At 64.3% G+C, this 16363-nt stretch carries 9 protein-coding genes; 7 read left to right on the top strand and 2 right to left on the bottom strand.

Annotated elements, in window-relative coordinates:
• Positions 1 to 7: 7 nt before the first annotated feature.
• On the top strand, positions 8 to 2704 hold the full coding sequence (locus tag XH89_RS02610; RefSeq protein ID WP_246767719.1) for an autotransporter domain-containing protein: 2697 nt from the start codon (positions 8 to 10) through the stop codon (positions 2702 to 2704).
• A gap of 228 nt (positions 2705 to 2932) precedes the next feature.
• On the opposite strand, the gene XH89_RS02605 is transcribed toward XH89_RS02610, so the two are convergent.
• The gene (locus XH89_RS02605) at positions 2933 to 3751 is read right to left on the bottom strand and encodes an N-acyl homoserine lactonase family protein (RefSeq protein WP_194465588.1); all 819 of its coding nucleotides are present in this window, start codon (positions 3749 to 3751) and stop codon (positions 2933 to 2935) included.
• A gap of 369 nt (positions 3752 to 4120) precedes the next feature.
• On the opposite strand from XH89_RS02605, the gene XH89_RS02600 reads away from it, so the two are divergent.
• The 4 genes from XH89_RS02600 to XH89_RS02585 all read left to right on the top strand — a co-directional run bounded on the left by XH89_RS02600 (position 4121) and on the right by XH89_RS02585 (position 10671).
• Positions 4121 to 5647, top strand: coding sequence for a caspase family protein (locus XH89_RS02600; RefSeq protein WP_194465587.1), 1527 nt, complete (start codon positions 4121 to 4123; stop codon positions 5645 to 5647).
• 145 nt (positions 5648 to 5792) lie between these two features.
• A complete protein-coding gene (locus tag XH89_RS02595; RefSeq protein ID WP_194465586.1) occupies positions 5793 to 6455 on the top strand; it encodes an OmpA family protein in 663 nt (220 codons plus the stop codon).
• Between the two features lie 143 nt (positions 6456 to 6598).
• Entirely contained in the window at positions 6599 to 7528 is a 930-nt protein-coding gene (locus XH89_RS02590; protein WP_194465585.1) for an efflux RND transporter periplasmic adaptor subunit, read from the top strand.
• Complete coding sequence (locus XH89_RS02585) at positions 7528 to 10671, top strand: efflux RND transporter permease subunit (RefSeq protein WP_194465584.1); 3144 nt, start codon at positions 7528 to 7530, stop codon at positions 10669 to 10671. The genes XH89_RS02590 and XH89_RS02585 overlap by 1 nt, the downstream gene beginning before the upstream one ends.
• A 24-nt stretch (positions 10672 to 10695) precedes the next feature.
• Here the strand turns inward: XH89_RS02585 and XH89_RS02580 are convergent, their stop codons facing one another.
• On the bottom strand, positions 10696 to 11370 hold the full coding sequence (locus XH89_RS02580) for a Crp/Fnr family transcriptional regulator (protein ID WP_194465583.1): 675 nt from the start codon (positions 11368 to 11370) through the stop codon (positions 10696 to 10698).
• Positions 11371 to 11619: 249 nt separating this feature from the next.
• Between XH89_RS02580 and XH89_RS02575 the strand changes: the two genes are divergently transcribed.
• Both XH89_RS02575 and XH89_RS02570 read left to right on the top strand, forming a co-directional pair.
• Positions 11620 to 13662 carry an AsmA family protein gene (locus tag XH89_RS02575; protein WP_194465582.1) on the top strand — a complete coding sequence of 681 codons (2043 nt, stop codon included), beginning with the start codon at positions 11620 to 11622 and terminating at the stop codon, positions 13660 to 13662.
• Between the two features lie 245 nt (positions 13663 to 13907).
• Positions 13908 to 16355: an adenylate/guanylate cyclase domain-containing protein gene (locus XH89_RS02570; RefSeq protein WP_194465581.1), complete on the top strand. Its 2448-nt coding sequence runs from the start codon at positions 13908 to 13910 to the stop codon at positions 16353 to 16355.
• Positions 16356 to 16363: the final 8 nt, after the last annotated feature.

Genomic DNA, 16363 nt, shown 5'->3' with positions numbered 1-16363 from the left:
AGTTCTGATGACCTCTATGGTGATTGCCGTGGCGTGGTCGCTTCCCAATTTGGCGTGGTCACAAGACGCGACGTGGATATCCAATCCGGGCTCCGGTAATTGGAATGATCCAACGAACTGGTCGCCAACGTCGGTTCCCAGCGGAACGGCAACATTTTCGTTCTCAAACCAAACAACCATTTCATTTTCCAGCAATACGGGCATCAACAATATCCAAATTGGCGCCGGGGCCCCCAACTACGTATTCAATGTCCTTTACCCGACAACCTTGTTTCTTCAAGGCGATGGAATAACGGGCTCAAGTTCAGCCGCGAGCATCAATCTCGGCCACAACACGGAGGCAATTTTTTTGAATGCCAGCAGCGCCGGGAGTGCGTTCTTCGAAGTAGGCGATCAGGCAAATCTCAGGTTTCGCGACAGCAGTACGGCAGGCGCTGCACAGATAACCAATACACTTGGAACGGTACAATTCCATGATAACAGTTCGGCGGACCATGCGACCATTGTAAACAATGGCGTTGCGATCACGTTTCAAGGGACAAGCACGGCAGGCAATGCAATAATTACAAACAATTCTACGCTCGAGTTCGATGACGTCAGCAGCGCTGGAACGGCGACAATCGTAAGCAATGGCAGTCTACAATTTCACAACGGCAGCACGGCAGACGGCGCGAACATTACAAACAACGGATTTATGTACTTTGTCCAGACGAGTACCGCCGGTAACGCAGCCATCAGAAACAGCGCGGTCATCGATTTCTCTTTAGCGACAGGTTCCGCTAATGACCACAATCTTGCTGCTGGCTCGATTTCAGGAACTGGCAGTTATTTCCTTGGGACAAACACTCTAACTGTTGGCAGTAACAACATGTCAACAGAGGTGCAGGGAAACGTGAGCGATTGCGGCAATGGAACCCAATGCTTGCTATTTCTCAATTCTGGAAATCCTGTCGTCGGTGGATCTCTCACCAAAGTCGGAACTGGGACGCTGACGCTGTCAGGTACCAATACTTATACCGGGGCAACCAATGTGAATGCCGGTACGCTCATGGTGAACGGCTCAGTCGCATCTTCGGTTCTGACTTCGGTGAACGTCGGTGGAATGCTCGCCGGAAACGGCGTTGTTGGTAACACTTTCATCAACGGCGGTGCGTTATCGCCTGGAAATTCCGTCGGCACGCTGACCGTGCAGGGCAGCCTGGCGTTCACGGCTGCTTCGAACTATCTGGTTGAGGTTTCGCCTGTAGCGGCCGATCGCACCAGTGTCACAGGCACCGCGACACTCAACGGTGCGACGGTCAATGCTACGTTCGCGGCCGGGACCTATCTGGCGAAACGATACACCATCATTAACGCCGCTGCAGGCATCAGTGGCACCTTCGCGGGGCCGGTTAACACCAATCTCCCAACGAATTTCGGGACTAGCCTGAGCTATGACGCTAACGACGTCTTTCTAAATCTGACAGCGGCGCTCGGCACCCAGCAATGGTTGTCCGGCAATCGGCAAAACGTCGCCAACGCAATCGATAGTTTCGTCAACAGCCGGGGCGCGCTGCCGCCGGGCTTTGTCAACCTGTTCGGTCAGAGCGGCACTGCTCTCAATACAGCGCTTTCGCAACTCGGCGGCGAACCCGCGACCGCCGCGCAGCAGACCACGTTCGACGCTATGAGCCAGTTTATGAGCCTGTTGACCGATCCTCGCACGGGAAGGGGCAACAGCATCAACGGCGTGGCCATGCCGACCGGCTATGCCGAGGAGACCGACCAGGCCAGCGCCTATGCCGCGAGCAAGCGACTTGCAGCCGAGCGGGATGCCTATGCGGTGTTCACCAAGGCGTCGCTGACGAAGGGCTATCAGCGGCGTTGGAGCGTGTGGTCGGCGGGCTTTGGCGGCTCGCAGACCACGAACGGCAACGCGACGGTTGGATCGAACGACACCCGCAGCAGCCTTTTCGGAACGGCCGTTGGCGCCGACTATCTGCTCTCGCCGCGTACGATCGCGGGTTTTGCGCTCGCCGGCGGCGGCACCAACTTCAGCGTCAACAATCTCGGTTCGGGCCGCTCCAATCTGTTCCAGGCCGGTGCCTTCGTCCATCACACCGTGGGCGCCGCCTACATCACCGGCGCGCTGGCCTATGGCTGGCAGGACATTACCACCGACCGCATCGTGTCGGTCGCGGGGCTTGATCATCTGCGCGCCCAATTCAAAGCCAATGCCTGGAGCGGGCGTATCGAAGGTGGCTATCGCTTTGTCGCGCCGGTCGCCGCCGGGATAGGGATCGCTCCGTATGCGGCAGCGCAGTTCGTCACCTTCGACCTGCCTGCTTATATGGAGCAGGCGGTCGTAGGCGCCAACACGTTTGCGCTGGGCTACAATACAAAAAGTGTTACCGATGGCCGGAGCGAACTTGGCATCCGCACCGATAAGTCCTTCGCGGCTCAGGGCGGTATCTTTACGCTGCGCGGGCGGCTCGCCTGGGCGCATGACTTCGATCCCGACCGCAATCTGCTTGCGACATTCCAGACCTTACCGGGTGCAAGTTTCGTCGTGAACGGCGCGACACACGCGGCCGACTCCGTGCTGACAACGACGTCAGCCGAATGGAAATGGATCAATGGCTGGTCGGCGGGCGCGACTTTCGAAGGCGAGTTCTCGAATGTCACCTCCTACGCCGGTAAGGGCATCGTACGCTACGAGTGGTGATGACTGCTTCTGGCCCTTGACTGCCCCTCCATCCAAACGGTGAGACGACAGTTCTCGGCCCAGGAGCCGGCCAAGGGCACACGGCGCGAGACGAAGTAGGCATATTGACCCCCTCCGTCATTCCGGGGCGCCGCAAAGCGGCGAGTCCGGAATCCATCGCACCACCGGTTACGTCGATAGATAAATGGATTCTGGGCTCGCGCTACGCGCGCCCCGGAATGACAAGTCCTATTTCGCAAACGACCGCGTTGGCGGCAGATGCAGCGCCCAGGCGTCGACCTTGTCACTCGCACGCGGATAGATCTCCGTCACGATGGGATCGTGGCCGGGAATGTAGCGATCGGGATGGCCGGCGAGGCGCTCGATCGTCTCCCAGCCCACCGCCATGTCGCCGACATTGTAGACGATCGGGAACGGGCTCTTGCGCTGGATATTGGCGTAGTAATGCGTGGCGTCGGACGCCAGCACGACCGGCCCGCGCGCGGTCTCGACCTTCACCACCTGCAGGCCGTCGGAATGGCCGCCGACGCGATGCACGGTGATGCCGGGCGCGACCTCACCGTCGCCTGAGTAGAAGGTGACGCGATCGCCGTAGACGTGGCGCACCATCTGGGTGACGTGCTCGACCGTGAACGGATGTCGCAATAATCCATTACACATGCAGCGGCCCGTCGCGTAGGCCATCTCGCGCTCCTGGAGATGGAAGCGCGCGCTCGGAAAGCGATCGAGATTTCCGGCATGGTCGTAATGCAGATGCGTCACGATGATATCGCGAATAGAGGACGCGGCGACGCCAAAACGCTCCAGCGCATCGACCGGATTGAGCGTCAATTTGCGCGCGCGCAAGCTCGCTTCCTCGGCGTTGAAGCCGGTATCGACCAGGATCTCGCGGCCCTGCCCGCGGATCAGCCAAACGAAGTAGTCGAGGTCCTGCGCCGCACTGTCGTGCGGGTCGGGCGCCAGGAAATTCATGCTGGGGGTGCGCGGCGACATCGTCGCATAGCGCAGCGCGTAGATTTCGTAGGCGTTTCCCTCTGGCTTGCTCATGGCTTTGATCCCGGCTCTTGCTTTTTCTGAATGGACCTCCGTGCACCAAGCCACCGTCCGCCGCAAAGGTCAAACGTCCGAGGCCGCGGCGAATGCGGAGCTGCAATGTGAGACCAATCACATTTTCGTCGCGAGTGCCGGCCTAACATGGTGTCCCGAACCTTGAACCATGACACCTCCAGGGAGGACCGTGACCGCCGAATTATTCCCCTCGCAGCCGCCTGGTGCATCGCGGTCAATTGTCGCGATAATGTCGAATATCCAAGCGGTTGACGCCCTTCCTCCCCGGTTTGATAATGCACTTTGCGTAAGTTAAGGTCGCCGCGGCGCAAGCTGGAACGGCGCCTTTTTGGCTGGACCGCGCTGATTATGAAAATTCGCTTCCTCTTTCTTCTGTCGATGCTCGTCTCGTTCATCCCGACCGCTCCCTCGCTTGCGGCGGGCGACCGCGTTGCGCTGGTGATCGGCAATGCCAAATATCCTGACGCCGACAGCCCGCTGAAAGAACCGATCAACGACGCCCGCGACGTCGCCGACGAACTCAAGCGCGACGGTTTTACGGTCGAGACCGGCGAAAATCTGACCGGCGACGGCATGCGCCGCGCCTTCGACAAGCTCTACAGCAAGATCAAGCCGGGCTCGGTCGCGCTGCTGTTCTACAGCGGATTCGGCATCCAGTCGGCGCGTCAGAGCTACATGATCCCGATCGACGCGCAGATATGGACCGAGTCCGATGTGCGGCGCGACGGCTTCAGCATCGAAGCGATCCTGGGCGAGCTCAACACCCGCGGCGCCGGCGTCAAGATCGCGCTGATCGACGCCTCCCGGCGCAATCCGTTCGAGCGGCGGTTCCGCAGCTTCTCGGCGGGCCTGACCCCGGTCATCGCACCGAATGGCACGCTGGTGATGTACTCTGCGGCACTGGCTTCGGTGGTGTCGGACGCCGGCGGCGACCACAGCCTGTTCGTGCAGGAATTGCTCAAGGAAATCCGCGTCCCCGACCTGATGGCGGAGGAGACGCTGAACCGCACCAAGATGGGCGTCACGCGCGCCTCGCGCGGCGAGCAGGTGCCGTGGATCTCGTCCTCGCTCGCCGAGGATTTCTCGTTCATTCCGGGGGCGAGTGGCGCGCGCCCGACCGCGACGACGCCGCCACCGGCGCCTCCCGCACCGCAGCCGGCTCCGGTCGCCAATAATCCGCCTCCGGCTCCGCCCGCCCCGCCGGCGCCACCACCCGTAGCTTCGAACAATCCGCCGGCGCCGCCGCCCGCGCCCCCATCACCGCCGGCGCCGAAGCCGCAAGTCGAGGCCGCACTGCCTCCGCCGCCACCGCCAGCCAAACCGGCCGAGCCCGCCCCGGCGCCGAGCGCCGACGGCGGCCCGAATGCGGCCGCGCTGGCGGAGGATCGCACCATCAAGGATCTGACGGCCAAGATCGCCGCCAATCCTGAAGACAAGAATGCCTATTACCGGCGAGGTCAGGTGTATGCGACGAAGGGCGCCTACAACCTCGCCATCAAGGATTTCGACGACACGTTGCGAATCAATCCGAAGGACGTCGAGGCGCTGAACAACCGCTGCTGGACCCGGACCGTGGTCGGCGATCTTCAGGGCGCGCTGAAGGACTGCAACGAGGCGCTTCGTCTGGCGCCGAATTTCGTCGAGGCGCTGGACAGCCGCGGACTGGTGAACCTCAAATCCGGGGCGGTGAAGAACGCCATCGCCGATTTCGATGCGGCGCTGAAGATCAACCCGCGCCTGACCTCCTCGCTCTATGGCCGCGGTCTCGCCAAGCAGCGCAATGGGTCGGCCCAGGAGGGGGCGCTGGACATCGCCAATGCCAAGGCAATGGATCCGAACATCGTTCAGGAGTTCGCAAGCTACGGAGTACGCTAGTATTTTTTTGAGTTGAAGCAGCGAACGCCTCGAACCCCCGGCGCCCCAGAGAAGACTAACGGACGGATGCCGCAGGCGGCCTTTCCGGGGGCCTATTGCAGGAATTTTGGAACCACGCAGGTCAGCTGCGCAGGAGGGACTGGCAATGAGATTGGCTGCAACGGGACTGACTGCGATCCTGTCCATCATCACCATCGGTGCCGCGCTGTCGCTGACGCCTGCCCTCGCCGGTGATGACGGCAACAGCAAGAACGTCACCGAAGACGAGATCGTCCGCGCCCTGGCTCCGCCGAAAAAACCCCTGACGCGGGGGCTCTCGATGGCTCCACAGGCCGATCCGGCGCCGAACGCGGCGGAAACCAAGCTGATCCAGTCCGTCCGCGGCCGCGCCACGCGCTCATTGTCGACGACCGAGCGCGAGGAGATCGCCACCGCCGCCAAGGACAAGCCGAACATCGATCTCGAAATCACCTTCGACTACAACTCGGCCAATATCAGCGCCAAGTCGCTCGCTTCCGTGCAGGCGCTCGGCCGCGCGCTGACCAGCCCCGACCTGAAGGGCTCGACCTTCGTGGTCGCCGGCCACACCGACGCCGCCGGCAGCGAAACCTATAATCAGGAGCTGTCGGAACGCCGCGCGGATTCGATCAAGCGCTACCTCGTCGAGAAGTACAGCATCGCCTCAGCCGACCTCGTCACCGTGGGCTACGGCAAGAGCAAGCTGAAGGATCCGAGCCGGCCGATGGCGGAGGTGAACCGCCGCGTGCAGGTCGTGAATATGGAAAACAAGACCACCGCATCGAAGTGACCACGACGTAATCCTTTGCAGTGACACGTCGTGATGTGGTGTAAAGTCCTAAGCCCGGCGCGCGTCCCGCAGCCCTGCGGGACGCCGCTTCGTTTCAGGGAAACGTTCCCGACAACCCCGAGCCAGGCCAGGATGATCCGGCGATGAACATCTCCGAATATCTCAAGCCTGCGGGAACCGTGGCGTTCATCGTTGCGCTCGGCATCGGCTATTATTGGTTCGAGCATCGGCACCGGCCCGAGGCGAAGGAGACGCCGGGCGAGGCGCTCGTCATCGTGACCAAGTCGACCAATGCCTGCTTCTCCGACCTCGTGCGGGTCACCGGCTTCTTCGTGCCGCGGCGCGAGGCCGTGGTCATGGCCGACCAGGAGGGATCGAAGGTCACCGACCTCTTCGTGACCGAAGGGGCTGTCGTCACCGACAATCAGGAACTGGCCCGCCTGACGGCGCCGCCGCAGATCCCGGGGCAGCCGCAACGGCCGGGACCGCAAGGTCCGATCTCGCTGAAGGCACCTGCGCCGGGCCTCATCACCGAAGTCCGCACCATCGTCGGCGCGCCTGCTTCGCCGCAGGCCGGTCCGATGTTCCGTATCGCCGTCAACAACGAGATCGAGCTGGATGCGCAGGTCCCGGCCGTGCATATGCCGAAGCTCAGCACCGGCGCGACGGTGCGGATCAGCCGTGACGATGCCGCGGACCTGATCGGCCGGGTCCGGCTGGTCGCGCCCGAGATCGACCGCGCCACGCAGCTCGGCCGCGTCCGCATCAGCGTCGCCAACAATCCTTCGCTGAAGGTCGGCGTATTCGCCCGCGCCTCCATCGATGCCAAGCGAAGCTGCGGGGTTGCGGTTCCCAAGACCGCGATCGACCATCTCACCGTGCAGGTGGTCAAGGGAAACACCGTGGAGACACGCCGGGTGCGCGTCGGGCTGACATCCGACAGCCAAACCGAAATCCTGGAAGGCGTCGACGTCGGCGAGATCGTCGTCGCCGACGCCGGCTCTTCACTGCATGACGGCGACCAGATCAAAACCATGTTCGCCGATGAACTCGATCGCACGCGGGTACGCTGATGGCTCTCAATATCTCGGCATGGTCGATCCGCAATCCGCTGCCGTCGGTGGTGTTTTCGATCATTCTCCTGATCCTCGGCTGGACCTCCTTCAGCAAGCTCGCGATCACGCGGCTGCCGTCGGCCGACATTCCTGTGATCTCGGTCGCGGTGGCGCAGTTCGGCGCAGCACCCGCGGAGCTCGAATCCCAGGTCACCAAGACGGTTGAAGACGCCGTCTCCGGCGTTGAGGGCGTGCGGCACATCACCTCCTCGATCACCGACGGCGTGTCGGTCACCACCATCCAGTTCGCGCTGGAGACCAACACCGACCGCGCGCTCAACGACGTCAAGGACGCGGTGACGCGCGTGCGCTCGAACCTGCCGCAGAACGTCACCGAGCCCTTGATCCAGCGGGTCGACGTCATCGGCCTGCCGATCGTCACCTATGCCGCGATCTCGCCCGGCAAGACGCCGGAGCAGCTCTCTTATTTCGTCGACGACGTGGTCAAGCGCGCGCTGCAGGGCGTGCGCGGCGTCGCCCAGGTCGAGCGCATCGGCGGTGTCGAGCGCGAGATTCTGGTCTCGCTCGACCCTGATCGCCTGCAGGCGATGGGCCTGACCGCCGTCAATGTCAGCCAGAGCCTGCGCGGCACCAATGTCGACGTCGCCGGCGGCCGCGCCGAGATCGGCAAGAACGACCAGGCGATCCGCACCCTAGCCGGCGCCAAGACGCTCAGCGACCTCACCGGCACCATGGTCCCGCTGTTCGGCGGCGGCGAGGTGCGGCTCGACGATCTCGGCACCGTGACCGACACCATCGCCGACCGCCGCACCTTCGCCCGCTTCAACGGCGAGCCGGTGGTCGCGCTCGGCATCAAGCGCTCCAAGGGCGCCAGCGACGTGAAGGTCGCCGAAGCCGTGCAGAAGCGCATCGACGCACTCAAGGCGGCCTATCCCGACGTCGATCTGAAGCTGATCGACACCTCCGTCGACTACACCAACGGCAATTACGAAGCGGCGATCTCGACCCTGTTCGAAGGCGCCATCCTCGCCGTCGTCATCGTGCTGCTGTTCCTGCGCGATTTGCGCGCCACCATCATTGCCGCGGTCTCGCTGCCGCTGTCGATCTTCCCGGCGTTCTGGGCGATGGACATCCTCGGCTTCTCGCTCAATCTCGTCAGCTTCCTCGCCATCACGCTGTCGACGGGTATTCTGGTCGACGACGCCATCGTCGAGATCGAGAACATCGTACGGCACATGAACATGGGCAAGTCGCCCTACCGCGCCGCCCTCGAAGCCGCCGACGAAATCGGCCTCGCTGTGATCGCGATCTCGCTGACCATCATCGCGATCTTCGCGCCCGCGAGCTTCATGTCGGGCATCGCCGGACAGTTCTTCAAACAGTTCGGCATCACGGTGTCGGTGCAGGTGTTCTTCTCGCTGCTGGCAGCGCGCTTCGTGACGCCGATGCTGGCGGCCTACTTCCTCAAGCACGGCCATCACGAAGAGCCGCCCCCGGGCCGCATCCTGCGGACCTATCACGGCCTCGTCTCGTGGTCGGTGAAGCACTATTTCATCACCGTGCTGATCGGCTTTGCGATCTTCGCGGCTTCGATCTGGAGCATCACGCTGCTGCCGCAGGGCTTCCTGCCGGCGCAGGACAGCGCCCGTTCGCTGCTCGCCCTCGAACTGCCGCCGGGCACGCAGCTCGCCTACACCGAGAAGGTCACCGAGGACATCGTCGCACGGCTGCGCAAGCGGCCCGAGGTGAAGAGCATCTTCGTGGACGGCGGGCGCGTCCCGCCGGGGACCCAGGAAGTCCGTCGCGCCGCCCTGATCATCAACTACACGCCCAAGAACGACCGCAACATCACCCAGCGCGAGCTCGAATTCTCGATCAGCCAGGAGCTGGAGAACGTTCCTGACATCCGCTTCTGGTTCCTGGACGAGAACGGCCTGCGCGCGATCTCGCTGGTCGTGACCGGCGTCGATCCCAACATCGTCAACAACGTCGCCAGCGAGCTGGCGACGCAGATGAAGCGGATTCCGACCATCTCCGACGTCATCTCGGAAACTTCGCTGGAACGTCCCGAGCTGCGCATCGAGCCGCGTGCCGATCTCGCCGCGCGGCTTGGCGTCTCGACCGAAAGCCTGTCGCAGACCATCCGCGTCGCCACCATCGGTGACGTCGGTCCGGCGCTCGCCAAGTTCGACGTCGGCGACCGCCTGGTGCCGATCCGCGTGCAGCTCGAGGACGCCGCGCGCGGCAATCTGAAGACGCTGGAGCAGCTGCGCGTGCCACTCGGCGAGCACGGCGAGAAAGGCGGCGTGCCGCTCTCGGTCATCGCCGACGTCAAGCTCGACCAGGGCCCGACCAGCATCAACCGCTACGACCGCGAGCGACAGGCCACCGTCGCCGCCGATCTCGTCGGCTCCGCGGCGCTCGGCGATGCCACCAAGAAGATCTACGAGCTGCCCGTCATGAAGAGCCTGCCGAAGGGCGTGAAGGTCTCACCCTCCGGCGACGCGGAAAGCCTCAACGAGCTGTCCGACGGCTTTGCCACGGCGATCACGGCCGGCCTGATGATGGTCTATGCGGTGCTGGTGCTGCTGTTCGGCACTTTCCTGCAGCCGATCACCATCCTGTTCTCGCTGCCGCTCTCGATCGGCGGCGCGATCGCCGCGCTGCTCATCACCGGCAAGCAGCTCACAACGCCGGTGTGGATCGGCATCCTGATGCTGATGGGCATTGTCACCAAGAACGCGATCATGCTGGTGGAATTCGCGATCGAATCCATCAATGCCGGCAAGCCGCGCGACGAGGCGATGATCGACGCCGGCATGAAACGCGCCCGCCCGATCGTGATGACCACGATCGCGATGGCCGCCGGCATGATGCCGAGCGCGCTCGCGGTCGGCGCCGGCGGCGAGTTCCGCTCGCCGATGGCACTCGCGGTGATCGGCGGCCTGATCTTCTCGACCATCCTGTCGCTGGTGTTCGTGCCCGCGATGTTCATGGTGATGGACGATTTCGGCGCCCTGATCTGGCGCTTCGCCAAGCGACTGATCGTGCACAGCGAGGACGCCGAGAGCGGCGAGCGTCACGAGGCGGCGGACGCAGCGCCTGCGCCGAAGAGCATCGTGCACCCTGCGGCGGAGTAAGTCCCCGCCGCGACCGCCGGGTTCCTACTCGTTGCGCGCGATCGCCGTCAGCTTGGTCATGTTCCGCAGCAGGATGCGGCCGCGCTGGAGGTCGAGGATCGCCTCCTTGCGCCAGGCCTGAAGCTGGCGGTTGACACTCTCGCGGGCGGCGCCGACGAAGACGCCGAGCTGCTCCTGCGAAATGTGCACCTCGGAGCCGAAATCGGCGGCGAGCGCGCAAAGACGCCGTGCCAACCGCACCGGCAGCGGTTGCAGCATGGATTCCTCCATGCGCTCGCTCTGCCAGCGGATGCGCTGGCACAAGAGCGCGATGATCTTAATCGCGACCTTGGGCTCGCGCTCGAGGAAGGCGAGAAAATCTTCGCGCCGCAACACGAACAATTCGCTCGTCTCGCCGGCGGTCGCGTCCGCGGTGCGGTTCTGGCCGTCCAGCACCGCAACCTCGCCGAACAGATCGCCCGGCCCCATGAAGTTCAGCGTCAGCCGGCTGCCGTCGGAGGCGCCGGTCTCGATGCGGACCTGGCCGCGGCGCACGCCAAACAGTGCGTCGCCCGGATCGCCCTTCTGGAACAGGACCTCGCCACTCGCCAGATGCTGGGTGTGACAGAGGTTGGACAGCCGCTGGAGTTCGTCCGCGCCGAGATCGGCGAACATGGCATTCATTTTCAGAATGACCGCAAATTCGGCCTGCTTGCTCATTTCAACGTCCTTGTGGATTTCTCCGGCCAGAGTTCCTGGCCAGTTTCTTTGACAAATCGCTTGGAAGCATCGACGTCAGAATCGCGTAAAACCGCGCCGGAGAAGTGTGTCATAAGTCACATAACTTTGCAGCACCTCCTGACTATTTTTAGCGGCTTGGAGCAGCTTCCCGTCCCGGGATAAACTCAGGCGCAAAGGACGGGTCATCCGCCGGATTCGACGCCGCTCGTCCGTCGTTGGAAAGTCGACATGAGAGCAGTGAAATTCGCCGGCGCAGCTTTGGCCGCCGTCATCGTCGTGATCGTCCTCCTGCTGGTGATCGGGATTCCCTCGGGGTTCCTGACCGCGACGATCGCCTCGCGCGTCGAGCAGGCGAGCGGCTATCGCCTGTCGATCGACGGCACCACCAAGATCAGCCTGTGGCCGACGCTGAACGTCACGCTGACCGACGTCACGCTCCAGGACCCCAAGGACCGTAGCGGAATTACGCGCCTGACGATCGACAGCGTCCAGGCCGACATGTCGCTTGCGAGCGCCTGGTCGGGTCATCCTGCGATCAGCGAGATCATCGTCACCCATCCGGTGCTGTATCAGCCGCTGCTGCGCGAGCGCCTGCCGAACGCCGATGCATCGACCAAGCCGCTCGCGCTTGACGCCGACGGCGCGACGATCGACCACGTCAGGATCAGCAACGGCGAAGTCGCATTCTCGCGCCCGCGCGATCGCGTCGAGGGCCGCATCAGCGCTATCAACGCAGACGCCGTCATGGGACGTGATCGCAAGGTCAATATCGCCGGTACTGCGCGCATAGGCGAGCATCCGACCAGGTTCGACATCAAGGCGACCACGCCGGCGCCACCGGTCGAGCGACAGAGCATCCCGATGGATTTCGTCATCGACATGCCCGACGTGCTGAAATCGCAGCTCGCCGGTCACGCCGAAATGCGGCTCAACGGCAGTGTCGTGATGATCAACGGCGTCAACGGCACGCTCGGCGAAGGCAGCTTCAACGGCTGGGCCTCGGTCGACGTCGCGAGCAAGCCGCTTGTGAAGGTCGACCTCGACTTCCAGCGGCTCGCAATCCCGCTGGCGAAATCGCCTCCCGGCGCGCCCGGGCAGCCCTGGAGCGATGCGCCGATCGACGTGTCCGGGCTCAATTATGTCGACGCGCAACTCAGGATCTCCGCCAACGAAGCCGTCATCGGCGAGGCGCGTCTTGCGCCGCTGGCGCTCGATGCGAAACTCGCCGGCGGCATCCTGAAGGCGGGCACCGCCAATCTCGGCGCCTATGGCGGCCAGGTCTCGGGCGAAGTCATCCTCGACGCGACCACGGGGGCGCCGAGCTTTGCCATGCACTCCGACCTCGTCGGCGTGCGTGCGCTGCCGCTGCTTCAGGGCCTCGCCGAATTCGACCGGATCGACGGCAAGCTGCAGGCCAAGCTCGCGCTGCGCAGCGCCGGCACCAGCCAGCGCACGCTGATGGCGAACATGCAGGGCACGGCTTTCGTCAATTTTCAGGACGGCGCCATCCGCGGCATCAATGTCGCGCAGATGATCCGCTCGCTGACCTCGGGCACGCTGACGGGCTGGCAGGACGGCGAGGCCCAGAACACGGACTTGTCGCAGCTCTCGGCGTCGTTCCGCATCGACAAGGGTCAGGCGGTGACGACCGATCTGAACCTGATCGGACCGCTGGTGCGCGTCACCGGCGCCGGCACCATTGCGCTCGATACCAAGATGATGGGTTTCCGCGTCGAGCCGAAACTGGTGATGACGACGCAAGGCCAGGGCCGCGCCTCCGAGCCGGTCGGCTTCGGCATTCCCGTGATGATAACAGGCGCCTGGTCGCAGCCGCGGATCTATCCCGACATGGCCGGCGTGCTCGACAATCCTGACGCCGCCTATGCCAAGCTGCGCGAAATGGGCAAGGGCCTGTTCGGGCCTGACGGCGCCGGCCTCAGCAACATCCTGAACAGTTTTGGTCTCGGCGGCACTGCTCCAAACGCCGGCAACACCAATCCGCAAGTCCAGCAGCAAGGGCAGGGACAGGCGCAGAATAATCTGCTCGGCGGCCAGCTGGGCGAGGCGATCGGCAATCTGATCCAGCAGGGGCTCTCGAGCGGCGCTGGCAACGGTGCCGGAGGCGGCACCGGCCGCAGCCGCAGCCTGCCCGGCGCACCGAGCACGCCGGTGCCGCTGGCTTCGCCCGCCCCTCCGACCCAGGACCCGCCCGAGCCGCAGCAGGACAGCCAGCCGATGAACGACGTGATGCGGCAGCTCTTTAATCGGTGATTGGCGGACCAAGGCGACGAACTCCGCGTGCAGCCTTACACCCCCTCATCACACAGTTCTTCATCCGAACGGATGAGGCAGCCCGCCAGCTGCGACAATTCACCGCCCTGCCGGCCGTCCAGGCGCGCCCGGCGGGTAACCACAGCCGCCCCTCACCCGTCCAAAGGCCCAAATTGTGGTAGAAGGGCCATGCGGGCCTGCATGGCCCATAGCGTCGGCGTCGGTCGCGGCGCGAGAGGATCCGGATGGCGGGAGCGAAAGACAAGACCTGGTTGCTGCGGGAGGGCCTGTTCGCCAAATATGTCGTCTCCCTCGTCGGCCTTGTCGTGTTCGTGCTCGCCGTCAACGGCGCGATGGAGACCTGGATCTCCTATCGCGCCACCAAGACACAGCTGACCGACGGGCTCGAGGACAAGGCGCAAGCGGTCGCCCGGCGCATGGAGCAGTCGGTCTCCGAGCTCGAGCGCCAGATCAGCTGGGTGACGGCGGCCAGCCAGGACACGCTCGAAAAGCGTCGCACCGGCTATGCCCAGCTGTTGCATCAGGTCTCGGTCGTCTCCCAGCTGTTCCAGCTCGACGGCGACGGCCGCGAGGTCTTGCGCGTGTCGCGCCAGTCGACCACGACCGGCAGCAACGCCGACCTCTCCCGCGACGCGCGCTTCATCGACACGGTCGCCCGCGGGGTCAGCTATGCGCCGGCCTATTTCGCCGACGGCACGCCGTACATGTCGATCTCGGTGGCGCATTCCGGATTCAAGGCCGGCGTCACGGTGGCCGAGGTCGATCTCAGCTTCCTCTCCGACTTCCTGACCGACGCCCAAGTCGGCAAGGTCGCCTTCGCCTATGTGGTCGACGCGCGCGGCCGCGTGCTCGCGGCCTCGTCGAAGGGACCCGAAATCGGCAAGGACCTGTCGACACTGCCGCAGGTCGCGGCCGCGATCGCGCCCGGCCGTGGGCCCGACACGTCAGGCACCGACTTCAACGGCCATGCGGTGCTGTCGGCCGCGAGCACCGTGCCGAAGCTCGGCTGGAGCGTGTTGTTCGAACAGCCGACCATGCAGGCGCTGACGCCGATCCGCGACCAGCTCGTGCGCGTCGCGCTTCTGATCGGCATGGGCCTGATGGTGGCGATCCTCGCCGGCACGCTGCTGGCGCGCCGCATGATCATCCCGATCACGGCGCTGCGCGACGGTGCGCACAAGCTCGGCGAGGGCGACTTCAGCCACCGCATCGACGTGCACACTTCCGACGAGCTGGAAGAGCTCGCCGGCCAGTTCAACCGCATGGCCGCGCAGCTCCAGGAAACCTACACGGGCCTCGAAACCAAGGTCGAGGAGCGTACCCGCGACCTCGCGCAGTCGATCAACGAGCTGAAGGTGCTGGAGGAGGTCGGCCGCGCCGTCGCCTCCTCGCTCGACCTCAACGCCGTGCTGCCGACCATCGCCGCCCGCGCGCTGGAGATAAGTCGCGCCGACGCGGTGCTGATCTACGGCTATGATGCGGATCAGCGCCGTTTCAACCTGGTCGAGGCCAACGGCGTCGACAGATCGGCCATCGGCGCCCATGTCACGATCGCCGAAGGTGACAACATCCTGAGCGATGCCGCTCATGGCGGCGAGCCGATCGCGCTTCCCGATCTCGACCAGGCCGCCGAGCAGCCGTTGCGCGACGCCGCGATCAGTGCCGGCTTCCACGCGGTGCTGGTGGTGCCGCTGGTCGACCAGCAGGGCACGCTCGGCGCGCTGGTGGTGCTGCGCCGTGCGAGCGGCGCGTTCGAGAGCAGCCTCACCGGCCTGATGCGCACCTTCGCCAACCAGGCGGTGCTGGCGATGCGCAACGCCCGCCTGTTCACAGAGGTCGACCACAAGAGCCACGCGCTCGAGACGGCGAACGAGACCGTGCGCGCCCAGGCCGACAAGCTGCGCGAGCAGACCGAGCAGCTGAAGGACTGGAACAAGTCGCTGGAGGAGCGCGTCGCGACCCAGCTCGGCGAGATCGAGCGCATCCGCAAGCTCGAGCGCTTCCTCGCCCCGCAGGTGGCGCAGCTGATCGCCTCCTCGGACAGTCCGGAGGGGCTCCTCACCAGCCAGCGCCGCGAAGTCACGGTGGTGTTCTGCGATCTGCGCGGCTTTACCGCCTTCACGGAAGCGACCGAGCCGGAAGAGGCGATGAACGTGCTGCGCGAGTATCACGCCGCGCTCGGCAAGCTGATCTTCAAATATGAGGGCACGCTCGACAAATATGCCGGCGACGGCGTGATGATCCTGTTCAACGCGCCGATCCAGTTCGAGGACCACACCGCGCGCGCCGTCAAGATGGCGGTGGAGATGCGCGACACGATCGGCCCGCTGACCGAGCGCTGGCGCAACCGCGGACACAGCCTCGGCTTCGGCATCGGCATCGCGCTCGGCTATGCCACGCTCGGCCAGGTCGGCTTCGAGCAGCGGCTGGAATATGCCGCGATCGGCAGCGTCACCAACCTCGCCTCCCGCCTCTGCAGCGAAGCCCGGCCCAACCAGATCGTGGTGAGCCGCCGCGTCTACGGCATGGTCGAGCCTTTCGTCGAAGCCCGCGCCCTCGACGATCTCCAGCTCAAGGGCTTCAATCACCCGGTGCTGGCGATGGAGATTCTCGGCTGGCACGGCGAGGTGGAGAACGTCGTCGACGCAGCTACCGCGCGGCGGCGAGGGTAGCCGTAGGC

Source organism: Bradyrhizobium sp. CCBAU 53340 (assembly GCF_015291645.1).
Taxonomy (GTDB): domain Bacteria; phylum Pseudomonadota; class Alphaproteobacteria; order Rhizobiales; family Xanthobacteraceae; genus Bradyrhizobium.
The sequence above is the reverse complement of the archived record's forward strand: the minus strand, read 5'-3'. Positions and strand labels throughout refer to the sequence as shown.